General features: G+C 73.1%; 18 protein-coding genes. 14 read left to right on the top strand and 4 right to left on the bottom strand.

Going from position 1 to position 22734, the window contains the following annotated elements:
- The 5 genes from infB to ACYVDO_RS14795 form a co-directional block, all read left to right on the top strand.
- The coding region (infB, locus tag ACYVDO_RS14815) for a translation initiation factor IF-2 (protein ID WP_460937227.1) at positions 1-2596 on the top strand (2596 nt) is incomplete at its 5' end.
- A gap of 86 nt (positions 2597-2682) precedes the next feature.
- The gene (gene rbfA, locus ACYVDO_RS14810; protein WP_460937225.1) at positions 2683-3210 is read left to right on the top strand and encodes a 30S ribosome-binding factor RbfA; all 528 of its coding nucleotides are present in this window, start codon (positions 2683-2685) and stop codon (positions 3208-3210) included.
- A complete protein-coding gene (gene truB, locus ACYVDO_RS14805; RefSeq protein ID WP_460937223.1) occupies positions 3197-4123 on the top strand; it encodes a tRNA pseudouridine(55) synthase TruB in 927 nt (308 codons plus the stop codon). The genes rbfA and truB overlap by 14 nt, the downstream gene beginning before the upstream one ends.
- 10 nt (positions 4124-4133) lie before the next feature.
- Positions 4134-5093: a bifunctional riboflavin kinase/FAD synthetase gene (locus tag ACYVDO_RS14800; protein WP_460937221.1), complete on the top strand. Its 960-nt coding sequence runs from the start codon at positions 4134-4136 to the stop codon at positions 5091-5093.
- A 222-nt stretch (positions 5094-5315) separates the two neighbouring features.
- The gene (locus ACYVDO_RS14795; protein WP_460937220.1) at positions 5316-7172 is read left to right on the top strand and encodes an AMP-dependent synthetase/ligase; all 1857 of its coding nucleotides are present in this window, start codon (positions 5316-5318) and stop codon (positions 7170-7172) included.
- Here the strand turns inward: ACYVDO_RS14795 and ACYVDO_RS14790 are convergent.
- The gene (locus ACYVDO_RS14790; protein ID WP_460937218.1) at positions 7160-7768 is read right to left on the bottom strand and encodes a protein-L-isoaspartate O-methyltransferase family protein; all 609 of its coding nucleotides are present in this window, start codon (positions 7766-7768) and stop codon (positions 7160-7162) included. The two genes, ACYVDO_RS14795 and ACYVDO_RS14790, sit on opposite strands and share 13 nt — an antisense overlap.
- Before the next feature lie 163 nt (positions 7769-7931).
- Here ACYVDO_RS14790 and ACYVDO_RS14785 point away from each other — a divergent pair, with 163 nt between their 5' ends.
- Positions 7932-9074 (top strand): alpha/beta hydrolase, encoded by a 1143-nt coding sequence (locus tag ACYVDO_RS14785; RefSeq protein WP_460937216.1) that lies wholly within the window; start codon positions 7932-7934, stop codon positions 9072-9074.
- Positions 9075-9170: 96 nt separating this feature from the next.
- On the opposite strand, the gene ACYVDO_RS14780 is transcribed toward ACYVDO_RS14785, so the two are convergent.
- Both ACYVDO_RS14780 and ACYVDO_RS14775 read right to left on the bottom strand, forming a co-directional pair.
- Complete coding sequence (locus ACYVDO_RS14780; protein WP_460937214.1) at positions 9171-10073, bottom strand: SGNH/GDSL hydrolase family protein; 903 nt, start codon at positions 10071-10073, stop codon at positions 9171-9173.
- Positions 10070-10210, bottom strand: coding sequence for a hypothetical protein (locus ACYVDO_RS14775; protein WP_460937212.1), 141 nt, complete (start codon positions 10208-10210; stop codon positions 10070-10072). Before ACYVDO_RS14775 ends, ACYVDO_RS14780 begins: the two co-directional genes overlap by 4 nt.
- Before the next feature lie 138 nt (positions 10211-10348).
- On the opposite strand from ACYVDO_RS14775, the gene ACYVDO_RS14770 reads away from it, so the two are divergent.
- From ACYVDO_RS14770 to ACYVDO_RS14750, 5 genes are all read left to right on the top strand, one after another.
- Positions 10349-12379 carry a TIGR03960 family B12-binding radical SAM protein gene (locus ACYVDO_RS14770; protein WP_460937210.1) on the top strand — a complete coding sequence of 677 codons (2031 nt, stop codon included), beginning with the start codon at positions 10349-10351 and terminating at the stop codon, positions 12377-12379.
- Between the two features lie 100 nt (positions 12380-12479).
- Positions 12480-12668 carry a hypothetical protein gene (locus ACYVDO_RS14765; protein ID WP_460937208.1) on the top strand — a complete coding sequence of 63 codons (189 nt, stop codon included), beginning with the start codon at positions 12480-12482 and terminating at the stop codon, positions 12666-12668.
- A 47-nt stretch (positions 12669-12715) separates the two neighbouring features.
- On the top strand, positions 12716-13501 hold the full coding sequence (locus tag ACYVDO_RS14760; protein WP_460937206.1) for a hypothetical protein: 786 nt from the start codon (positions 12716-12718) through the stop codon (positions 13499-13501).
- Between the two features lie 527 nt (positions 13502-14028).
- A complete protein-coding gene (locus tag ACYVDO_RS14755; RefSeq protein ID WP_460937204.1) occupies positions 14029-15984 on the top strand; it encodes a S53 family peptidase in 1956 nt (651 codons plus the stop codon).
- Positions 15985-16061: 77 nt separating this feature from the next.
- Entirely contained in the window at positions 16062-16535 is a 474-nt protein-coding gene (locus tag ACYVDO_RS14750; RefSeq protein WP_460937202.1) for a GNAT family N-acetyltransferase, read from the top strand.
- A gap of 84 nt (positions 16536-16619) precedes the next feature.
- Here the strand turns inward: ACYVDO_RS14750 and ACYVDO_RS14745 are convergent, their stop codons facing one another.
- Positions 16620-17987 carry a transaminase gene (locus ACYVDO_RS14745; RefSeq protein ID WP_460937200.1) on the bottom strand — a complete coding sequence of 456 codons (1368 nt, stop codon included), beginning with the start codon at positions 17985-17987 and terminating at the stop codon, positions 16620-16622.
- Positions 17988-18166: 179 nt separating this feature from the next.
- Here ACYVDO_RS14745 and ACYVDO_RS14740 point away from each other — a divergent pair, with 179 nt between their 5' ends.
- From ACYVDO_RS14740 to rplU, 3 genes are all read left to right on the top strand, one after another.
- Positions 18167-18919, top strand: coding sequence for a TIGR03936 family radical SAM-associated protein (locus ACYVDO_RS14740; RefSeq protein ID WP_460937198.1), 753 nt, complete (start codon positions 18167-18169; stop codon positions 18917-18919).
- Positions 18920-19093: 174 nt separating this feature from the next.
- Complete coding sequence (locus ACYVDO_RS14735; protein ID WP_460937196.1) at positions 19094-22180, top strand: Rne/Rng family ribonuclease; 3087 nt, start codon at positions 19094-19096, stop codon at positions 22178-22180.
- 212 nt (positions 22181-22392) lie between these two features.
- Positions 22393-22701, top strand: a complete 309-nt coding sequence (rplU, locus tag ACYVDO_RS14730; protein ID WP_316007766.1) for a 50S ribosomal protein L21 — start codon at positions 22393-22395, stop codon at positions 22699-22701.
- Positions 22702-22734 lie beyond the last annotated feature (33 nt).

Here is a 22734-nt window from a genome sequence, read left to right as displayed (position 1 = left end):
CCGACTTGCCCCGAGCCCCGCCGTCCCCGCGCCGGGACCGGCGGCCCCAGCGCCCCGGACCGAGCCGGCAGCCCCTGCCGCTGCGGCCCCGGCCGCTCCCAGCGCCCCGGCGACCCCCGCCGCGCCCGCCGCCCGGTCCGAGGTGTCCCCGGCCCGCGACGGTGGCAGGCCCGGTCCGGGTGTCCCGCAGCCCGCGCGCCCCGGTACCGCCGGACCGCGTCCCGGTGCCGCTCAGTCGGCGCCGCGTCCCGGTGGGCCCCGTCCCGGCGCCCCGCGTCCGGGCAACAACCCCTTCGCCCCGTCCCAGGGCATGGGCACCCAGCGCCCCGCAGCGCGCGAGGGCTCGCCGCGTCCCGGGAACAACCCGTTCGCGCCCTCGCAGGGCATGCCGCGGCCGCAGTCGCGGCCCGGTGGCCCGCGTCCGGGTGGCGCCGCCGGTGCCGGTGGTCCGCGCCCCGGTGGTCCGCGCCCCAGCCCCGGCATGATGCCCGACCGCTCCGCGGTCGGTCGTCCCGGTGAGCGCCCGGCGCGTCCGGGCGGTCGTGGCCCCGGTGGTCCCGGTGGCGGCGCAGGCCGTGGTCCCGGTGGGCCCGGTGGCCCCGCCGGTGGCGGCGGCTTCGCAGGTCGCGGTGGCTTCCGTGGTGGCGCGGGCCGTGGCTCGACCGCCGGTGCGTTCGGCCGCGGTGGCGGCCGTCCGGTTCGTGGCCGCAAGTCCAAGCGCGCGAAGCGCCAGGAGTTCGAGCAGATGCAGGCGCCGTCGATCGGTGGCGTGACCGTCCCCCGTGGCAACGGTGAGACGCTCATCCGGGTGCGTCGCGGCTCGTCGCTGAGCGACTTCGCGGACAAGATCAACGCCAACCCCGGCGCGCTGGTGACGGTGCTCTTCCACCTCGGCGAGATGGCCACGGCCACCCAGTCGCTGGACGAGGACACCTTCAAGCTGCTCGGTGCCGAGCTCGGCTACAACATCGAGGTCGTCTCGCCGGAGGAGGAGGAGAAGGAGCTCTTCGACTCCTTCAACATCGACCTGGAGACGGGCATCGAGGGCGAGGACGACGCAGACCTGCAGCCGCGTCCGCCGGTCGTCACCGTCGTCGGCCACGTCGACCACGGAAAGACCCGCCTGCTCGACGCGATCCGCAACGAGGACGTCGTGGCCGGCGAGGCCGGTGGCATCACCCAGCACATCGGTGCCTACCAGGTCCACCGTGAGCACGAGGGCCAGGACCGCGCGATCACCTTCATCGACACCCCCGGTCACGAGGCGTTCACCGCCATGCGTGCCCGTGGTGCCAAGGTGACCGACATCGCGATCCTCGTCGTCGCTGCCGACGACGGTGTGATGCCGCAGACCATCGAGGCGCTCAACCACATGCAGGCCGCCGACGTGCCGATCGTCGTCGCCGTCAACAAGATCGACGTCGAGGGCGCGAACCCGAGCAAGGTGCGCCAGCAGCTGACGGAGTACAACCTCGTCGCCGAGGAGTACGGCGGCGAGACGATGTTCGTCGACGTGTCGGCCAAGGCCGGCCAGAACATCGACGCGCTGCTCGAGGCCGTGCTGCTGACCGCCGACGCGGCGCTCGACCTGCGGGCCAACCCCGACAAGGACGCCCGCGGCGTCGCGATCGAGGCCAACCTCGACCGTGGCCGTGGTGCGACCGCGACGGTGCTGGTCCAGTCCGGCACGCTGCACGTCGGTGACGCCATCGTCACCGGCTCGGCCTACGGCCGTGTTCGCGCCATGCTCGACGAGCACGGCGCCAACGTCGAGGAGGCGACCCCGTCGCGTCCCGTGCAGGTGCTCGGCCTGTCTTCCGTGCCCCGCGCCGGTGACACCTTCGTCGTGGCGCCGGACGACCGCACGGCCCGCCAGATCGCCGAGAAGCGCGAGGCCGCGGACCGTCAGGCCTCCCTGGCCAAGGCCCGCAAGCGCATCTCGCTCGAGGACCTCAACGAGGCGCTCGCGGCCGGCAAGGTCGAGACGCTCAACCTCATCCTCAAGGGCGACGTGTCGGGTTCCGTCGAGGCGCTCGAGGACGCGCTGCTGCAGATCGACGTGGGCGACGAGGTCGACCTGCGGATCATCGACCGCGGCGTCGGTGCGATCACGATGAACAACATCAACCTCGCGATGGCGTCGGACGCGATCATCATCGGCTACAACGTCCGCGCCGAGGGCCAGAACGCCGACTACGCCGAGCGTGAGGGCGTCGAGATCCGGTACTACTCGGTGATCTACAACGCCATCGAGGAGATCGAGCAGGCGCTCAAGGGCATGCTCAAGCCGGAGTTCGAGGAGGTGGAGCTCGGCACCGCCGAGATCCGCGAGATCTTCCGCTCCAGCAAGTTCGGCAACATCGCCGGGTCCATCGTCCGCAGCGGCGAGATCAAGCGCGGCACCCGTGCCCGCATCACCCGCAACGGTGTGGTCGTCGCGGAGAACGTCGAGATCGCCGGCCTGCGCCGGTTCAAGGACGACGTCACCGAGGTCCGCGAGGGCTTCGAGTGCGGCATCAACCTGGGCTCGTTCAACGACCTCCAGCTGGGCGACCTCATCGCGACGTACGAGATGCGGGAGAAGCCGCGCGCCTGAGCGCGGTCCCGCACCAGGTGACGGTATGCCGCCGGCCCACGCCGGCGGCATACCGTCACCCACGACACCACTGACCAGGAGGAGCCATGGCCGACGCCGGACGTGCCCGCAGGATCGCCGACCGGATCAAGACGCTGGTCGCCGCGAACGTCGAGTCCATCGTCAAGGACCCGGACCTCGGCTTCGTCACCATCACCGACGTGCGCGTCACCGGCGACCTGCAGCACGCCTCGATCTTCTACACCGTCTTCGGTGACGAGGCGCAGCGCACCCGCACCGCCGAGCTGCTGGAGAAGAACAGGGGCCGGCTGCGCTCGTTCGTGGGCAAGCAGATCCAGATCCGGCTGACGCCGACCCTGGAGTTCATCGCCGACGCCATCCCGGAGACCGCCGCGCACCTCGAGGACCTCCTGCGCGAGGCCAAGGAGCGCGACGCGGCGGTGGCGGCGGCAGCGGCCGGCGCGACGTACGCCGGCGACGCCGACCCGTACAAGCACGACGAGGACGAGCTCGAGGACGACGATCTCGAGGACGAGCCGGGCGACACCGGCCTCGGGGACGACGGCGACGAGTCCGTGGGCGAGCGGGGCGACGGCGCGGATGCCCGCGCCTGACGGCCTGCTGGTCGTCGACAAGCCGCAGGGCTGGACCAGCCACGACGTGGTGGCCCGGGCGCGGCGCATCTGCGGCACCCGCAAGGTCGGGCACGCGGGGACCCTGGACCCCATGGCCACCGGCGTGCTCGTCCTCGGCATCGGTCGCGCGACCCGGTTGCTGACCTTCCTCGTCGGGTGCGACAAGGACTACGCCGCGACGGTCCGCCTGGGGCAGTCGACGCTCACCGACGACGCCGAGGGCGACGTCACCGCCTCCACCCCCGTCGACTCCGTGTCCGGCCTGGACGAGGCCGCGGTCGTCGCAGCGGTCGCCCGGCTCACCGGTGACCTCCAGCAGGTCCCGAGCGCCGTCTCGGCGATCAAGGTCAAGGGGGAGCGCGCGTACCACCGCGTCCGGGCCGGGGAGGACGTCGAGCTGCCGGCGCGCCCGGTGACCGTGTCGCGCTTCGCCGTCACCGGCCGGCGGCCGGGTGTCGCCGCCGACGGCACGCCCGTGCTCGACCTCGACGTCGAGGTGACCGTCAGCTCGGGCACGTACGTGCGGGCGCTGGCCCGCGACCTCGGGGACGACCTCGGCGTGGGCGGCCACCTCACCGCGCTGCGCCGCACGCGGGTCGGTGCGTTCGAGCTGGCGCGGGCGCACGACCTCGAGTCGCTCACGGCCCTCGAGCACCCCGAGGCGGTCCCGGTGCTGCCGCTGGCCGAGGCGGCGCGCGCCCAGTTCGCGGTGCACGAGCTCACCGAGCCCGAGGCCCGTGCCCTCGGCTACGGCCAGCGCGTCGACTCCGCGACACCCCTGCGCTCGGAGCCGGTCGCGGCGTTCGGACCGGACGGCCGGCTCGTCGCGATGCTCGATGAGTCGGGTCACAAAGCGAGGCCACACGTCGTGTTCGCCCCGGCCGGTTCGTAGAGTGTCCTCCGTGCACCGCTGGACCGACCCCGCCCAGACCCCCGCGCACCTGCGGCCCTCCGTCGCCACCTTCGGCAACTTCGACGGTGTCCACCTCGGCCACCGGGCGGTGCTCGGGCGGCTCGTCGAGGAGGGCGCTGCCCGCGGCCTGCCCAGCGTGGCGGTCACGTTCGAGCCGCACCCGGCGACGATCTTCCACCCCGAGTCGGTCGAGCTGATCGCCCCCGGCCGGCTGCGCGACGACCTGCTCGCGTCCACCGGCATCGACGGGCTGCTGGTCCTCGACTTCACCCGCGAGTTCGCCGACCAGACGCCCGAGGAGTTCATCGTCGCCACCTTCGTGCAGACGCTCGGGGTCCGGGCGCTCGTCGTCGGGGCGGACACCCAGGGCTTCGGCAAGGGCTACACCGGCGACGTCGCGCTGCTCGCCGAGCTCGGCCGCCAGCACGGTTTCGACGTCGTCGTGGTTGACGACCTCGGCGAGGGGGAGCGCTGGTCCTCCAGCGCGGTCCGGCGCCACCTCGACGCGGGCGAGGTCCGCGAGGCCGCAGCCGTGCTCGGCCGGCCGCACCGGATGACGGGCACCGTCGTCCACGGCGCGCACCGTGGCCGCGAGCTGGGCTACCCCACCGCCAACCTCGCCGACGACTCGCTCGGCCTCGTCCCGGCGGACGGGGTGTATGCCGGGTGGCTGACGCGCGTGCAGCGTCCGGTGCAGGACCCGGAGCGGACCCTGCCGGCGGCGATCTCGGTCGGCACCAACCCGACCTTCGACGGCAGCCTGCGCACGGTCGAGGCCTACGTCCTCGACCGCACCGACCTCGACCTGTACGGCGAGGAGGTCACGGTCGAGTTCGTCGAACGGATCCGGCCCACCCTGCGTTTCGACTCCGTCGAGGACCTGCTTGCGGCGATGGGCAAGGACGTGGAGAGGTGCCGCCGCGTGCTCGGCACCATCGTCCCGTCCTGACCTCCGGCGGCTCCCCGGCCGCTCCCCGGCCGCTCCCCGGCGGCTCCCCGGCCGCTCCCCGGCCGCTCCCCGGCCGCTCCCCGGCGGGTCCGCCGTGAGGGGTTCGCCACACGGGCAGCCTTTCGGTCACATTCACCCGTGATTTTGCCCTCCGGGTGCGCGACCATGGCACTATCCCTCGGATAGTCCCACCCCACCGCAGCAACCGAGCCGAGGACAACGATGTCGACTCCCACCCTGCACCACCCCCGGTCCGCCTCGGCGGAGACGATCGACGCGAGCCTGATCGAGAACCGCGCTCCCTCGGTCGGCCACCTGTTCCGCGACCGGGTGGCCAAGACCCCCGACGCGGAGGCCTTCCGGTTCGCCGACGGCGAGACCTGGGCGAGCGTCACCTGGTCGGAGGTGCAGCACCGCGCGTACCACCTCGCCGCGGGGCTCATCGCCCTCGGGGTCGGGCCCGAGGACCGGGTGGCGATCGCCTCCTCCACCCGGTACGAGTGGGCGCTGGCCGACCTGGCGGTCATGTGCTCGGGCGGAGCGACGACCACCATCTACCCGACCACCATCGCCCCTGACGTCGCCTACATCCTGTCCAACTCCGGCAGCGTCGTGGTCTTCGCGGAGAACGACGAGCAGGTCACCAAGCTGTGGGAGCGCCGGGTCGACCTGCCCGAGGTCTCCCGGGTGGTCACCTTCGACGGCGCCTCGGACGGCGAGTGGGTCCTCGGCCTGGCCGAGCTGGAGCAGATGGGCGCCGAGCTGCTCGCGACCAACCCCAGTGCGGTGGACGACCGCATCGACGCCCTCACCCCGGACCGGCTCGCCACGATCATCTACACCTCCGGCACCACGGGCCGGCCCAAGGGCGTGCGCCTGGACCACCACGCCTGGACCTACCAGGCCGCCGCCACCGACGCCATCGGGATCCTCAGCCCGCAGGACCTGCAGTACCTCTGGCTGCCGCTGGCCCACGTCTTCGGCAAGTTCCTGCTGACCCTGCCGGTCCAGTGCGGCTTCCCCACGGCGATCGACGGCCGGATCGACAAGATCGTCGACAACCTGGCCGTGGTCCAGCCGACCTTCATGGGGGCGGCGCCGCGGATCTTCGAGAAGGCCTACGCGCGCATCACGATGATGATGCAGGCCGAGGGCGGCCTGAAGGAGAAGCTCTTCCTGTGGTCGGTCAGCGTGGGCCGCCAGGTCGCCGCCATGCGGGCCCGTGGCGAGGAGCCGACGGGCATGCTGGCGAAGAAGATCGCCCTCGCCGACAAGCTCGTCCTGCACAAGGTGCGCGAGCGCTTCGGTGGTCGGATCCGGTTCTTCATCTCCGGGTCGGCAGCGCTCAACACCGACGTGGCGCACTGGTTCGACTCGATCGGGCTGACCATCATCGAGGGCTACGGCCTCACCGAGACCAGTGCCGCCTCGTTCGTGAACCGCCCGAGCAGCAACCGGATCGGCACCGTCGGCTGGGCCCTGCCCGGCACCGAGGCACGGATCGCGCCGGACGGCGAGGTGCTGCTGCGCGGCCCCGGCGTCATGGAGGGCTACCACAACAAGCCGGAGGACACGGCCGCAGCCAAGGACGCCGACGGCTGGATGCACACCGGTGACATCGGGGAGCTGGATGCCGACGGCTACCTCAAGATCACCGACCGCAAGAAGGACTTCTTCAAGACCTCCGGCGGCAAGTACGTCGCGCCGTCGCTCATCGAGTCGACCTTCAAGGGCCTGTGCCCGTACGTCAGCCAGTTCGTCGTCTACGGCGCGGAGCACAACTTCGTCACGGCGCTGGTCACCCTTGACGCCGAGGCCATCCGCGAGTGGGCGGAGGGCCACGGCCTCGCCGGCGACTACCGCACCATCGTGACCTCCCCCGAGGCCCGCGACATGGTGCAGACCTACATCGACACCCTCAACGTCAACCTCAACCGCTGGGAGCAGATCAAGAAGTTCGTGGTGCTCGACCACGACCTCACCATCGAGGACGGCGAGCTCACCCCGAGCCTGAAGCTGCGGCGCAAGGTCGTCAACGAGAAGTACGGCGACGTGCTCGACGCCCTCTACACCGGCTGACCCCCGCGGCCCTCGGCCGGCGGGCCGGTGACGAGGGGCACGAAGCGGTACCAGCCGTGCTCCTCGACCACCGGTCCGCCGTCGTGGTTGCGCACGCGGAGCATCCGGCCGGCGACGGGCACGACCATGACACCCCCGGGAGCGAGCTGCGCGACCAGGTCGGCGGGCAGCTCCCGGGCCTGAGCCGACACCAGCACCCGGTCGTACGGCGCGCCCGCCGGCCACCCGAGGTGGCCGGGCAGCGCCTCGTGGACCCGGGCGGTCCGGGCGCCCGCCCTCTCGACGTTCGCCGTCCCGAGGACCACGAGGTCGGGCAGCAGCTCGACTCCCACGACCGACCCCTGGGGGCCGGCGAGGTGGGCCAGCAGCGCGGTCGTCCAGCCCGACCCGCAGCCCACGTCGAGCACCCGGTCGCCGGGCTGCACGTCGAGCAGCTCGAGCATCGCGCGCACCGTCGTCGGCTGGCTGTTGGTCTGGCCGTGGCCGATGGGGAGGGGCTCGTCCCGGTCCGCGTGCCGGACCTGGTCCGCGGGCAGGAACCACCGGCGGGGCACCGCCTCGAGTGCCGCCGCGACCCGCGCCCGGGGGTCGGCCACGTCGCCAGTATGCCGCCGGGCCGGCCTCCCGCCCGTCCCCACCGAACTCCTGCCCGTCCTCACCGAACTCCCAGCCTGGGCGCAGGCAGGGCGCAGGATCCGACGGGATGCTCTCAGGTGGACCGGACCGCCGACACCCGGCGGACCGGGGAGGAGGAGTCTCGTGCCGCTGCTCGGTTGGCCGTTGCTGGTCACCCTGGGGGTCGTCGTGGGGACGGCCATGGCGCTTGCCGTCCTGCTCTGGTCCCGGGTCCGGGGTCCGCGCCCGCTCCGGGTGACCCAGCGCGTGGGGCTCCTCGTGCTGACCCAGGTGACGACCGTGCTGCTCGTCGCCGCCGCCCTCAACAACTACGGCTACTTCTACGGGTCCTGGTCCGACCTGCTCGGCACGTCCTCGGCAGGGGCGCCGAGCGCCAGGACGATCTCGCGGGCGCTCGCCGCGCACGGTCGCACGGGGGCACCGCTGGCGGTCACCCGGGACGCCACGGTGGCGGGCGAGTCCACCTGGTCGGCACCGGCCCAGTGGCGGACGAAGGGGCGCGTGGAGTCCCTGACCGTCTACGGCGCCCACAGCAGGCTCAGCGAGCAGACCCTGGTCTACCTGCCACCGCAGTACTTCCAGCCGGCCTACGCCAAGAGCCGTTTCCCCGCGGTGGAGGTCTTCACGGGCTACCCCGGGACGACGAGCAACCTCGTCCGGCGGATGCACTACCCCGACGTCCTGCTCAAGGAGATCCAGGCCGGGCGGTCGCGCCCGATGGTCCTCGTCATGCTGCGACCCACCGTGGCGCCTCCCCGTGACACCGAGTGCACGGACGTGCCGGCGGGACCGCAGACCCTCACCTACTTCGCCGAGGACGTGCCCCGGGCGATCTCGAGCTCGCTGCGGGTCCAGCAGGCCGGCTGGGGCGCCATGGGCGACTCGACGGGTGGGTACTGCGCGACCAAGATCGCGATGACGCACTCGAGCGTCTTCCCGGTGGCCGCCTCGCTGTCCGGGTACTACCACACGCTGCGCGACGGGACGACGGGCGACCTCTGGGGCGGCTCGCCCCAGGTGCGTGAGCTCAACGACCTGGAGTGGCTGCTGCGCCACCAGCCCGCCCCGCCGGTCTGGGTCTACGCCTCGATCGGCGCCGACGAGCACACCCACACCGGCGTCGGGGACACCAGGGCGTTCGCCGCGCTCGTGCGGCCGCCGATGTCCATGACGACGGTCGTGCTGCCCGGGGGCGGGCACAACTTCCGCTCGTGGTCGCAGGTCATGCCCGCCGCGCTGGACTTCCTGTCCCACCACCTCGCCTGATATGTAGTCGCATGCCACCCCGCGAAACAACGGTTGCTCGGCTTCCCGCGGGACATCGACGCGCGGGAAGCCGAGCAACCGTTGTTTTTGCGCGGGTCAGGCGGCCGGGGAGGGGGTCTCGGCCAGCAGCGCCCTGGCGATGAGGGTGTGGCCGGCGCCGTTGGGGTGGTCGCCGTCCTCGGCCAGCAGCGGCGTCGGGTTCTTCGTGCCGTCGGCGCCGAGGAAGGGGTGGTAGAGGTCCACGCAGGTGTCGCCGGCTGACGCTGCCTCCGCGCAGATCGCGGCGTTCGCCGCCACCGTCACGCGGTCGCTCCAGTCGGCGAAGCCGGGGCCCTCCTTGGAGTCGGCGACGTCGCCGTCCTCGAAGACGTTCCAGTAGTCCGTCACGAGCACCTGCGTGCCGTCGGGGACCAGGTGGTTGATCCGGGACAGCACGAGCGCCACCGACTTTCGCATCGTCGCGACCGCCGGCTGCACGCACGCGGACCCGCAGGGCCCGTTCTCCCAGGTCGAGACGAGCGGCACGAGGTCGTTCGCGCCGATGGTGACGACGACCGTCCCGGCGTTCGCGACCTCGGCGGCCGTGCCCGGGTCGGTGAGCTGGTCGGCCAGCTGGGCCGCCGTCTGGCCGCCCGCGCCGAGGTTCGAGGGGGAGACGGCCCGGTGGTCGCGGGCTGTCAGCATCGTCGCGTACTGCCCGAGGAACGGCTGGCAGTCACAGGCGGCCCCCGACATCACCGAGTCGCCCAGGCCGACGAGCCGCAACGTGGGCAGGGGTGTCGTCGTGCTCGTGGTGGGTGTCGCCGTCGTGGTGCTCGGCGCGGCGCTTCTCGACGGCGTGGCGTCCGAGGTGGCGGTGCTCGACCGTGGGGCGCTGGGGGGAGGGGCCGAGGAGCCCATCGCCGAACCCGTGCAGCCGGTGAGGAGGAGGGCGATGGCCGCCCCGGCGAGGCAACCGAGGGCGACAGCGTGGTTCCGGTCCGGGCGCCCCACGATCACGTGCCCGTCGGCGCCACGGTCCGTGCGTGGTGCGTCGTGGGTGTGGGGTCCGGCCCCGAGCCGACGGAGTGGGTGGCGATCGCGAGAGCGAGGAGCAGGCCGAGGGCGACGACGAGGCGGACGGATGACTGACGCACGGCCGCCGACGGTACCGGGGGTCGCTGGCAGTTCTCTGTGAGAGACATCAGGACGGCAGCTCCGGGTCCCGGGGCGTGGGCATCGAGGAGCCCGCGCGTTTCGGTGCGGCGGGCCGGCCCGGTTACCCTTGTCGGACCATGACCTCCACCCCCGGCGACTCCGTCTTCCCCCGCCTCGAGCCCCTGCTGGAGCAGGTCAGCAAGCCCATCCAGTACGTCGGTGGCGAGCTCAACTCCACGGTGAAGGACTGGAACGTCGGCGGCCACGGCCCCGGCGGGGAGGAGCTGACGACCCGCTGGGCGCTCATGTACCCCGACGCCTACGAGGTCGGCGTGCCCAACCAGGGCGTCATGATCCTCTACGAGGTGCTCAACGAGCGTGCCGACGCCCTCGCCGAGCGCACCTATGCCGTGTGGCCGGACCTCGAGCGCCTGATGCGCGAGCACGACGTCCCCCAGTTCACCGTCGACGGCCACCGGTCGGTGCGCGACTTCGACGTCCTGGGCATGTCGTTCTCCACCGAGCTCGGCTACACCAACATGCTCACCGCCCTCGACCTCGCGGGCATCCCCCTGCACGCGCAGGACCGCACCGAGGCGGACCCGCTCGTGGTCGCTGGCGGGCACGCGGCCTTCAACCCCGAGCCCATCGCCGACTTCCTCGACGCCGCCATCGTCGGCGACGGGGAGGAGGCCGTGCTCGCCGTCACCGACATCGTCGGCGACTGGAAGGCGCAGGGTATGCCGGGTGGCCGGCAGGAGCTGCTGCTGCGCCTGGCCCGCACGGGCGGGGTCTACGTCCCGTCGCTGTACGAGGTCTCCTACCTGCCGGACGGGCGGATCCAGCGCGTCGCGCCGCGGGGCGACGTCACGGGCGTGCCGTGGCGGGTGTCCAAGCACACCGTGATGGACCTCGACGCGTGGCCCTACCCGAAGCAGCCGCTGGTGCCGCTGGCCGAGTCGGTGCACGAGCGCATGTCGGTCGAGATCTTCCGGGGCTGCACCCGCGGCTGCCGGTTCTGCCAGGCCGGCATGATCACGCGCCCCGTGCGGGAGCGGAGCATCACCGGCATCGGCGAGATGGTCGAGCGCGGTCTGGCTGCGACCGGGTTCGAGGAGGTCGGCCTGCTGTCGCTGTCGTCCGCGGACCACTCGGAGATCGCGGACATCACCAAGGGCCTGGCGGACCGGTACGACGGGACCCAGACCGGCCTGTCGCTGCCCTCCACCCGGGTCGACGCGTTCAACATCGACCTCGCCAACGAGCTCACGCGCAACGGCCGCCGCTCCGGCCTGACGTTCGCGCCCGAGGGTGGCAGCGAGCGGATCCGCAAGGTCATCAACAAGATGGTGACCGAGGACGACCTCATCAACACCGTCGCCGCGGCGTACGGCGCCGGGTGGCGGCAGGTGAAGCTGTACTTCATGTGCGGGCTGCCGACCGAGACCGACGAGGACGTGCTGCAGATCGCCGAGCTCGCCAAGCGGGTCATCGAGACCGGCCGGCGCGTCTCCGGGCGACGCGACATCCGCTGCACCGTCTCCATCGGCGGCTTCGTGCCCAAGCCGCACACGCCGTTCCAGTGGTGCGGGCAGCTCGGCGCCGAGGAGACCGACGCCCGGCTGGCGAAGCTGCGCGATGCGATCCGGTCCGACAAGCGCTACGGCAGCTCGATCGGGTTCCGGTACCACGACGGCAAGCCCGGCATCGTCGAGGGGCTGCTGTCCCGGGGCGACCGCCGCGTCGGCCGGGTGATCGAGCAGGTCTGGCGCGACGGCGGCCGGTTCGACGGCTGGAGCGAGCACTTCTCCTACGAGCGCTGGATGACGGCCGCGCAGACGGCCCTGTCCGAGCTGCCGTGGGACCTCGACGTCGCCTGGTACACCACGCGTGAGCGCGGCGAGACCGAGGTCCTGCCCTGGGACCACATCGACTCGGGCCTGGACAAGGAGTGGCTCTGGGCCGACTGGCAGGACGCCCTCGACGAGACCGAGGTCGACGACTGCCGCTGGACCCCGTGCTTCGACTGCGGCGTCTGCCCGCAGATGGGCACCGAGATCGAGGTCGGGCCCACGGGCAAGACGCTGCTGCCGCTCACTGTGCTCGGGTCCGGCCGCGAGGCCATGCTCGCGGGGTCCTCGTCCGCCGGGGAGCCCCACTCGCACTGAGGCCGGCAGGCGGCCACGGGCGCCGCACCGGGACCTCCGCCCCTGCCTGCACGCGCCCGCGGTCCTCCACGCTGGCAGGCGGGAGACGAGGGGGCGGCCGATGCAGTGGACCCGCGAACGACGGACCTGGCTCGGGACGAGCCTGCAGAAGCGTGGCCGCTGGCACGGCATCCCGTACGTGGTCCACGGCTACCGCACGACCGGACTGACTCGTGGGGGAGCGGTGGTGCTCGCCCTGGTCGCCCTGCTCGTGGTCGCGGTGGTCCTCGTCGAGGAGCTCGTCCTGTGATCCCTGCGCCCGGCCGTGGCGGCGAGCCGTCGGCAGGTGTGCCCCCGGTGCGACCCCTGGTCGAGGGGGTCGACCACGTGTACGTGCCGATGGTCGGTGCCGAGGAGGCGTTCGAGGTCCTGTCGGCCGACCTGGGGCTGCCGGTCCTGTGGCCGTTCACCAGCTTCGGCGCCTTCGCCAGCGGGGGCCTCAGCGTGGGGTCGACCAAGCTCGAGGTGATCGGTGCGACCGACGCCGCCCCGTGGTGCACGGCGCAGATCCTTCCACAGATCCAGGGGGTGGCGCTGCGGCCGGCCGCCCCCGTCGACGCCGCGTACCTGCGGTCCGTGGACGCGAGCGGCCTGGCCCGCAGCGAGCCGGCGCTGTTCGAGCGGGACGGCAGGCCGGCCTGGACCAACCTCTACCTCACCGACGTCATCGGCGAGCGTGCCGGGGCGTTCGTCTGCGACTACCACCTGCCCGAGTCCAAGGACCTGGGCAGGAGGCGACGCGTCCTCGCGGACTGCGGAGGGGGCCTTGCTGGGTGTCCTGGACGCCGCCGAGCTGGTGGTCCGGGCCCGCGACCCGGCGCGGGCGGGGGACCGGTGGCAGCGGCTCCTCGACCCGCTTCGGACCGACGGGCTGGTCTGGCGCCCGGCCGTCGGGCCGGCGGTCCGGCTCGTGGCGACGAGGACCGGGTGGAACGGCTCGACCTCGCGGTCCGCTCCGTGGTGAGGGCCCGCGAGGTCTGGGCCGAGCGCGCCGCCCAGCGGCTGCCCGGGTTCCCCCTGGGCTTCGTCCCGGGGGAGCAGGGCGGTCCGCCGCACCGGGGGACGGCCGGGCCGCCGGACTGAGACGGTCTTCGGCCCAAGCGTCGTGCTCCGTGGCGGCCCGGGACACCGGGTCGCCCACCGCCCGGCCGTGCGTGCCCTGATGGGACTCTCAGGGAACTCACATGCAGGGGATGACACTTGTCATGGGGGCCGGGTCGGCCCCCGGTGTCCAATGGAGCAAGGCGGTCGTCTCCTCCTGACCGCTCCGGTGCGGACCCCTTCACCTCACCGGAACCCCCGGACGCTCGTGCGGAGAGCCTTCGGGAAACGTGCCGCCCGCGCCTCGGCCCAGCCGAGAGCGCGGGCGGCACATTCCTGTGCTCCGCCGGCCAGCCATGGCGGGCGGTCCCGCGGGGGACGCGCCCGCGGTGGCCGGGCGCCATGGTCGGGCGCGACGGACTGGCGCGATGGCTGGGCGTGGTGGCCGGGCTCGCCGGAGGCGCACTCGGTGACATCCGTCATGGTTGCGCAGGCCAACGGTCGTGTCGGATGGGGGAGTACTGCCTCGCGCGGTCACCCCTGCGCGGGCCCACCACTCCGGAGGTCTCATGTCACGACTGTCGAGAACCGCCTGTGCCGCCGTCGGGGCCGCAGCCCTGGTCACCGTCGCGGCCGCGGGAACCGCGCTCGCCGCACCCGGCGGGCGCCACGCCCTGGCCGGCAGCGTCCCGTCCTGGGCCATGCCCAAGAACGAGGTGGCGGCCTCGCCGTCCACCCAGCAGGTCACCTTCCGCGTCTACCTGGACTACCGCGGGGGTGACGCCGCAGCGGCGTACGCGCGCGCCGTCTCCACGCCGGGCAACGCGGACTACGGCCACTTCCTCACGCCCGCGCAGTTCCGCGCGAGGTTCTCCCCGGCGAGGAGCGACGTCGACGCGGTCTCGTCGTGGCTGAAGGGCCAGGGCTTCGCCCTCGGCACGGTCCCCGACAACCGCAAGTACGTCGAGGCGACCGGCACGCTCGCCCAGGCGGCGAGCGCGTTCGGGACGTCCTTCGCGCAGTACCGCACGGAGGGCAGGCAGGTCCGCGCCAACACCAGCCCCCTGCAGGTGCCGGACTCGCTCCCCGCGGTGGAGGGGGTCATCGGCCTCGACGAGTCCCAGACTCTCGCCCACGCGGACAAGGGGGCGCCCGGCCCCGGCCTGTTCCGCAACGCCCAGCCCTGCTCGGCGTACTGGGGACAGAAGACGGTGCAGAACACCCCCACCCCCGACGGCACCCCGCTCCCGGCCTCGCCGAGCGCCTACGCGCCGTGCGGCTACAGCGGCGCCCAGCTGCAGGGCCTCTACGGGATGGCGGGGGCGATCGGGTCGGGCAACGACGGCAGCGGCGTCACGGTCGGGATCATCGACGCGTACGCCTCGCCGACGATCGAGCAGGACGCCAACACCTACTTCGGCCGGCACGGCCTGCCGGCCTTCAAGCCCGGGCAGTTCAGCCAGGTGGTCTCGCCGGGGACGTACAACCGCCCCGAGAACCCGCGCCAGGACCCGCAGGGCTGGGCCGGTGAGGAGACCCTCGACGTCGAGGCCGTGCACACCATGGCCCCGGGGGCGGACATCACCTACATCGGCGCCCCCAACAACTTCCGGGACATGGACGCGATCATGAACCGCGTTGTCGACAAGCACCTCGCCGACATCGTGAGCAACTCCTACGGCTACGGCGGTGAGGCCCTCCCGGCCGGCACGATCAAGCCGTCGCTCGACACCCAGGTCCAGGCCGCGGCCGAGGGGATCTCGCTGTTCTTCTCCTCGGGCGACAACGCCGACGAGACCGACGCCGTTTCGGGTGCCACCCCTACCCCGGACTGGCCGGCCTCGAGCCCGTACGTCACCGCGGTCGGTGGCACCAGCGCCGGCGTCAGCCAGGCGAACGGCCGGGTCTTCGAGCTCGGCTGGGAGACCCGGCGCAGCGCGCTGGACACGGCGACCACCACGTGGAAGCCCTCGACCTGGCTCTACGGCTCCGGCGGCGGCACCTCGCGCCTCTTCGCCCAGCCGTCGTACCAGACCGGCGTGGTGCCGAGCTCGATCTCGCAGACCTACGGCGGCGCGGCCATGCGTGCGGTTCCGGACGTCGCGGCCCTCGGCGACCCCAACACCGGCATGCTCGTCGGCGAGACCCAGACCGCTCCCGACGGCTCGCAGGTCTACGACGAGTACCGCATCGGCGGCACCTCGCTCGCCTCGCCGCTCTACGCGGGCATGTTCGCCCTCGCCGAGCAGAAGGCCGGCCACGAGTTCGGCCTGGCCAACCCGGTGCTCTACGGCACCCGCGCTGCCAGCATCGACATCACGAAGAACGACCGCGACGCCTACCCCGGTGACGTCCGGTCCGACTACGTGAACGGGGTCGACGCGAGCAACGGCTACCGCTACAGCGCCCGCTGGTTCGACGCGGACGAGCAGCTGACGATCCACGTCCGACCCGGCTACGACGACGTCACCGGCGTCGGCGTGCCGAACGGGCAGGCCTGGCTGGACGCCGTCTCCGCGCAGTAGAGGTCCCGCAGCAGGCGTCCGCCCAGCAACGGCAACCGCGGGCACGTGTGCCGCCCGCTCACCTAGGCTCTCGGGCCATGGTCGAGCGGGCGGCATACGCGTGTCTGGAGGTGCAGGAGGAGCACCTGGCCGAGGTCGCACGGATGCGCACCGACTGGACGGTCGCCCAGGGCGGCTCACCGGACGCCGGTTTCGAGGACGAGCTGCGCGACTGGTGGGCCCGGGAGTCGCGGCACCGCCGTGCCTGGGTGGCGGTGCCCGAGGACCGGGACGGGCCGAGGGCGGCGGTCGGCATGGCCAACCTCATGGTGTTCGAGCGGATGCCGCGCCCGGGCCGGGAGGCCGGTCGGTGGGCCTACGTCGCCAACGTCTGGGTCGACCCCGGCCACCGCAGCCGAGGCGTCGGCCGGCTGCTCATGACGACGGTCATGGACTGGTGCCGGAGCCAGGGGCTGGTCCGGGTCGTGCTCAACCCCAGCGAGATGTCGGTCGCGCTCTACGCCTCGCTCGGGTTCCGGCCCGCCGACGACCTCATGCGCGTGGACCTCTGACGTCCCTCGTCGTCAGAGGTCCGACCACGACCCGCGCGGCCCCCTTTCCGTCCGCGCCGCGCGAGCGCATCGCGGTCGCGGGGGTCAGGTGTAGAGCGCCCCGACCACCTCGCGGAACACCTCGGTGTGCAGGTCGACGTCAGCGCGGGTCGTCTCCGGGCACATGAGCGCCATGTTGTGGAAGGGCGTCATGAGGATGCCACGGTTGCACATCGCCAGGTGGAGGTAGGCGTCGAGGCCGTCGTCCGCGGCGGCCGCCGACTCCTCGCCGGTGCGCGGCGCGGGGCGGGCGAAGCGGTACTCGGCCCGCGCCCCCAGCTGGCTGATGCTCCACGGCACGTCAAGGTCGTCGAGCGTCTGCTGCACCCCGGCCGTGAACGCCGTGGCGAGCTCGGTCATGTGCGCGAAGGCGTCCTCGGTCAGCACCTCGCCGAGGGTCGCCCGCATCGCCGCGACCGACAGGGCGTTGCCCGCCAGGGTGCCGCCGACGCCACCCACGTCGACGATGTCGGCGTCGCCCGCCTCGGTGTGGCGGGTCACCGCCGCGGCCACCTCCGCACTGATGCCGTACGCGCCGCACGGGATGCCGCCGCCGATGGACTTGCCGATCACGAAGAGGTCCGGCTCGAGCCCCCACTCCTTCGTCGCGCCGCCCCAGCCGGCGGAGAAGGTGTGCGTCTCGTCGATCATGAGCAGCGACCCGTACCGCGTCGCCAGCTCGCGCAGCCCCTCGAGGAAGCCGGGGTCGGGGAGCACGATGCCGATGTTGGTCAGGGCCGGCTCGGTGAGGATCGCGGCGACGTCGCCGTGGGCCAGCTCGCGCTCGACCGACTCGAGGTCGTTCCACGTCGCGGCCCGGGTGGTGAGGTCGAGGGGGACCGGGGGTGCGACGTTGCCGGGTCGGCTCTGCGCCTTGCCGTCCGGCCCTGGCAGGGCGAAGGCCTCGTCCACCGACCCGTGGTAGCAGTAGGCGAAGACGAGCACCTTCGGCCGTCCGGTCGCGAGCCGGGCGAGCCGGATCGCCCAGCGGTTCGCGTCGGTCGCCGACAGAGTGAAGCTCCACGACGGCATACCGAACCGGCGGGTGAGCTCGGCACCCACCCACTGGGCGTCCTCGGTCGGCAGCATCGTCGTGATGCCGCCCAGCTCGCCCATGCGGCGCTGCACCGCCGCGACCGTCGGGGCGGGGGAGTGCCCGGCCATGGCGCCGGTGTCGCCGAGCGCGAAGTCGACGTAGGTCCGGCCGTCGACGTCGGTCACGCGGTTGCCGTGGGCCCGGTCGAGGTAGAGCGGGAAACCCCCGGTCCACATGTTCATCCATGTCATCGGCACGCGGCCGAAGAGGTTGTCGGCCTGCGCGAAGAGCACGCGGCTGCGCGGGTGGGAGTCGGTGTATGCCGCCTGCTCGGCCTCGAGCAGGGCGGCCAGTCGGGTGCGGTCGAGGGACGCCATGGCCGAAGGCTAATGCGACGGTGTCGGTGGCGAAAGAGGGGTCCGACTGCCCATCTCGGTCGTCGTACCGCGGTTTCGCCACTGATTCCGCAGCCGTGGGCCCGCTCGGGGTGCCGCGACCAGGAGAGGCCCCGCCCGGTGGCGCGGGCTCGCCGGCACACCTCCTAGGCTTGCCCACCATGGCACGGCAGCGCACCCCCGACGGTCCCCCGCCCGCTCCGGTGGTCCAGAAGCTGCGGGTGCGGTACGCCAAGCGGGGGCGGCTGCGCTTCTCCTCCACCCGGGACTTCCAGCGAGCGCTCGAGCGGGCGCTGCGCCGGGCGGGGGTGCCGATGGCCTTCTCCGCCGGCTTCCACCCCCACCCCAGGATCAGCTACGCCAACGCGGCGCCGACCGGCACGGCCAGCGAGGCGGAGTACTTCGAGATCTCGGTGACCGAGCGGGTCGACCCGCAGTCGCTGCGGGCGGCGCTCGACGAGGCGCTGCCCGACGGCCTCGACGTGCTCGAGGTGGTCGAGGCCGCGCCGGGCGCGCTGGCGGACCGGCTCCAGGCGAGCGACTGGGTGATGGAGTTCCCCGGCCTCGGGGTGGCCGAGCTCGAGCGCGCCGCCGCAGGCTTCCTCGAGCAGGACCGTGCCGAGGTCACCCGCATGTTCAAGACCGGCCCGAGGACCTTCGACGTGCGCTCGGCCGTCGTGTCGCTGGACGCCACCACGGCGGAACGTCCCGACTGTGCGATACTGCGAGTGGTCGTACGGCACACCACACCGGCCGTACGCCCCGACGACGTCCTGACCGCGCTGCGCGCAGTGACAGAGCTCTCGCCACCGGCACCACCCCTGGTGACCCGGCTGGCGCAGGGCCCGCTGCGCACCGCAACCGCGAGGGTGGCTGATCCCTTGGCTGCCGACCTGGACGACGACGGCGCCTGACCCGGTGCCGCGCGGCCCGCGCGAGCTGGGGACGGCGTAGCCAAACCGACTTCCGTGCCGGGGGCAACCCCGCCACCGGCACGAGCATGACCGCGCACCACGCGGCCGTGCGGAGGATCCGCCCGCGGACCTCGGGTGTGGCCACGGCCCGTGGGTGACGGAAGGACGCCTCCCATGGCTTCCACGGACGACCAGCCCACCACCACCTCCCAGACCGAGGGTGCCCCGGCCGACGCCGGGGTGGACACGCCCCCACCGGTCAAGCGCCCGCGCCGGGCCACGAAGAAGGCCGCCGCACCAGCCCCGGCCGCGGCTGTCGGGGCGGCCCCGGACAGCCCCGACGGCACTGGCGCCGGCCCCGCCGACGCGCCCGACGTGGCCGCCGGTCAGGGTGCCGAAGAGGCGCCGGTGGCGAAGGCCGCGAAGCGGGCACCGCGCAAGAGCGCCAAGAAGGCCACCAAGGCCACCAAGGCCGCCACCGCGTCCGGCACCACGACCACCGAGCCCACCGTCGACGCGGCCACCGGCACCGAACCTGCCGCCGAGCCCGCCACCGAGCCCGCCGTAGAACCGGCGGCTGCTGCCGGGACGACCGAGCCGGGCGCGGCGAAGAAGACCGCCAAGCGGGCGACGCGCAAGCGCACGACGAAGGCGGCGAAGGCCGCCGAGGCCGCGGTCGAGCCGGTCACCGAGTCCGGCGCCGAGGAGGACGAGGAGGCGCTCGAGGCCGCACGGCTCGAAGCCGCCCGCGCCGACGAGGCGCGGCTGGCCGAGGGCGCCGCCGAGCCGGACGCCGGCTCGTCCGCGGCGACCGTCCCCAGCTTCGGCGTGCTGTTCCAGGCCCCCGACCCCGAGGCCGCCAAGCCGGCGCGCAAGCGCGCCACCCGCAAGCGCGCCACCGCCCCCGCCCAGGAGGTCACGCCCGCTCCCGAGACGGAGCCGGAGGCCGGGCCGGCCGAAGCCGCCGAGGACGTCGTCGGCGAGGCCACCGCGGTCGGCCCCGAGCCGGAGGCGTCCGAGCCCACGGAGGCCGGCGAGGGTGGCGGCCGTCGCCGTCGCCGTCGCGGCGGCAAGGGCCGCGGGCGCGGGCGGGGTGCAGACGGGGATGCCCGGGACGACTCCGAGGGCGGCGCTGACGAGACGGCGTCCGAGGACGCCGACCAGGCCGAGGGCCATGGCCCGGCCGACGACTCCGGTGAGGGCGAGGGCAGCGCCAGCAGCCGCCGTCGCCGTCGCCGCCGTCGCAGCGGCTCGGCCGGCGAGGGCGAGGACCCGCCCGGCACCGTGACCAGGGTGCGCGAGGCGCGTCGCGACGAGCCCCAGAGCGTCAAGGGCTCGACCCGGCTCGAGGCGAAGAAGCAGCGCCGCCGCGAGGGCCGCGAGGCCGGGCGTCGCCGCACGGTGATCACCGAGGCCGAGTTCCTCGCGCGCCGCGAGAGCGTCGAGCGGATCATGGTCGTGCGCGAGCGCGACGGCAAGACCCAGATCGGCGTGCTCGAGGACGACGTGCTCGTGGAGCACTACGTGTCGCGGGAGACCAACGCCTCGATGGCCGGCAACGTGTACCTCGGCCGCGTGCAGAACGTGCTGCCCTCGATGGAGGCGGCGTTCGTCGACATCGGCAAGGGCCGCAACGCCGTCCTCTACGCCGGTGAGGTCAACTGGGACGCCGCGGGCCTGGAGAACAACCAGCCCAAGCGCATCGAGAACGCCCTCAGGTCCGGCGACAGCGTGCTCGTGCAGGTCACCAAGGACCCGATCGGCCACAAGGGCGCCCGGCTGACGAGCCAGATCAGCCTGCCAGGCCGGTACCTCGTCTACGTGCCCGAGGGCTCGATGACCGGCATCTCCCGCAAGCTGCCCGACACCGAGCGCGCCCGGCTCAAGGGCATCCTCAAGGAGGTCGTGCCGGACCACGCCGGCGTCATCGTCCGCACCGCGGCCGAGGGCGCGAGCGAGGAGGAGCTGCGCGCCGACGTCGAGCGCCTCACCAAGACGTGGGAGAAGATCAGGGCCAAGGCCGACTCCAAGGGCAAGGCCAAGGGTGGCGCGCCCGCGCTGGTCCACGGCGAGCCAGACCTCACCGTCCGGGTGATCCGCGACGTCTTCAACGAGGACTTCGGCAGGCTCGTCGTCGCGGGCGAGCGTGCCTGGGACGAGGTCAGCGAGTACATCGGTGACGTCGCCCCCGACCTCGCCCCGCGGCTGGAGAAGTGGACCGGCACCGAGGACCTGTTCACCCGCTACCGGGTCGACGAGCAGATCGCCAAGGCGATGGACCGGAAGGTGTGGCTGCCCTCGGGTGGCTCGCTGGTCATCGACCGCACCGAGGCCATGACCGTCGTCGACGTCAACACCGGCAAGTTCGTCGGCTCGGGCGGCAACCTCGAGGAGACGGTCACCAAGAACAACATCGAGGCGGCCGAGGAGATCGTCCGGCAGCTGCGCCTGCGCGACATCGGCGGCATCATCGTCATCGACTTCATCGACATGGTGCTGGAGTCCAACCGCGACCTCGTCGTGCGCCGGCTGCTCGAGTGCCTCGGGCGCGACCGCACCAAGCACCAGGTCGCCGAGGTCACCTCGCTGGGACTGGTCCAGATGACCCGCAAGCGGGTCGGGTCCGGCCTCATCGAGGTCTTCTCCGAGACCTGCGACCACTGCGGCGGCCGGGGCATCATCGTCCACGACCACCCCGTGGAGAAGTCGTCGGGCGGCGACCAGGGCGGCTCGACCGGGTCGCGGGGCGGCTCCGAGCGTGGGTCGGCCACGACCGGCAGCACCCGGGGCCGGCGCGGACGCTCGGGCTCCGGCTCGAACGCCGGGGCGACCGAGCCGCAGCAGCCAGCCCAGCACGGTGGCCCGACGCCCGCCCAGATCGCGGCGGCAGCGCACGCCGCCGCCCTGAAGTCGTCCGAGGCCCATCCCTTCGGCACCGGTGAGCCGGTCGACGAGGCGCCCGCCCAGGACGAGCCGGTGGTGCAGGTGCACGAGACCGCGGACCAGGAGCCGGTCGAGGCGCGCACGCCCGCGCCCGAGGCCACCCAGCCCGAGCCGGCCCGGACCGGGTCGGTCCAGCCCGAACCCGTGCAGACCGTCGAGCCGGCGCCGACCGTTGTTCCGGAGCCGGCCCGTCCGGCAGCAGCCGCCGCGCCCCGGCGCCGCAAGCGCGGTCGGGTCGTGGCCCCCGCGGGGCCGCCGCGCCCGGCCGGCGCGGCGCCCGACGAGGCCCCCGCCGAGCCGGCGACGGACGCGTCCTGAGCCGTACGGCATCCCCGCAGGTCGTCCTGCGGGGATGCCGCCCGGCCGCCGGTTTGGTCGGGGGACCGCCCACCCGGTAATCTTGTGCCTCGGTGCGCCCACCGTCCGGCGTCCGCAACCAGAGCCCCGTCCGCGGGGTTCCTGCACGCGGGTCGCTGCCGGCCGGTCCAGACAGAGAGCGCGTGCCTCCCGAAGTAGGAAGAGAGTTACCCGTGTACGCGATCGTTCGCGCAGGTGGCCGCCAGGAGAAGGTCTCCGTCGGTGATGTGCTCATCATCGACAAGGTCTCCGGCAAGCCCGGTGACAGCATTGCGCTGACCCCGCTCCTCGTCGTCGACGGCTCGACCGTGACCAGCGACGCCGACAAGCTCGCCAAGGTCTCCGTCAAGGCCGAGGTGGTCAAGCCCGCCAAGGGTCCCAAGATCACGATCATGAAGTACAAGAACAAGACCGGCTACAAGAAGCGTCAGGGCCACCGTCAGCACCTGACCCAGGTCAAGATCACCGCGATCGACGCCTGAGCCGCGGCGACCGACACAGACTTCCAGAAGGCA

The organism is Phycicoccus ginsengisoli, assembly GCF_054779295.1.
Note: the sequence above shows the minus strand (reverse complement) of the source record. Positions and strands in the feature narration are given on the sequence as shown.

What these genes read in the sequence shown, in the direction of transcription:
- rbfA (WP_460937225.1), top strand. Translation starts at nt 2,683, where the DNA reads ATGGCCGACGCCGGACGTGCCCGCAGGATCGCCGACCGGATCAAGACG.
- truB (WP_460937223.1), top strand. Translation starts at nt 3,197, where the DNA reads ATGCCCGCGCCTGACGGCCTGCTGGTCGTCGACAAGCCGCAGGGCTGG.
- ACYVDO_RS14795 (WP_460937220.1), top strand. Translation starts at nt 5,316, where the DNA reads ATGTCGACTCCCACCCTGCACCACCCCCGGTCCGCCTCGGCGGAGACG.
- ACYVDO_RS14770 (WP_460937210.1), top strand. Translation starts at nt 10,349, where the DNA reads ATGACCTCCACCCCCGGCGACTCCGTCTTCCCCCGCCTCGAGCCCCTG.
- ACYVDO_RS14765 (WP_460937208.1), top strand. Translation starts at nt 12,480, where the DNA reads ATGCAGTGGACCCGCGAACGACGGACCTGGCTCGGGACGAGCCTGCAG.
- ACYVDO_RS14755 (WP_460937204.1), top strand. Translation starts at nt 14,029, where the DNA reads ATGTCACGACTGTCGAGAACCGCCTGTGCCGCCGTCGGGGCCGCAGCC.
- ACYVDO_RS14750 (WP_460937202.1), top strand. Translation starts at nt 16,062, where the DNA reads ATGGTCGAGCGGGCGGCATACGCGTGTCTGGAGGTGCAGGAGGAGCAC.
- ACYVDO_RS14745 (WP_460937200.1), bottom strand. Translation starts at nt 17,987, where the DNA reads ATGGCGTCCCTCGACCGCACCCGACTGGCCGCCCTGCTCGAGGCCGAG.
- ACYVDO_RS14740 (WP_460937198.1), top strand. Translation starts at nt 18,167, where the DNA reads ATGGCACGGCAGCGCACCCCCGACGGTCCCCCGCCCGCTCCGGTGGTC.
- ACYVDO_RS14735 (WP_460937196.1), top strand. Translation starts at nt 19,094, where the DNA reads ATGGCTTCCACGGACGACCAGCCCACCACCACCTCCCAGACCGAGGGT.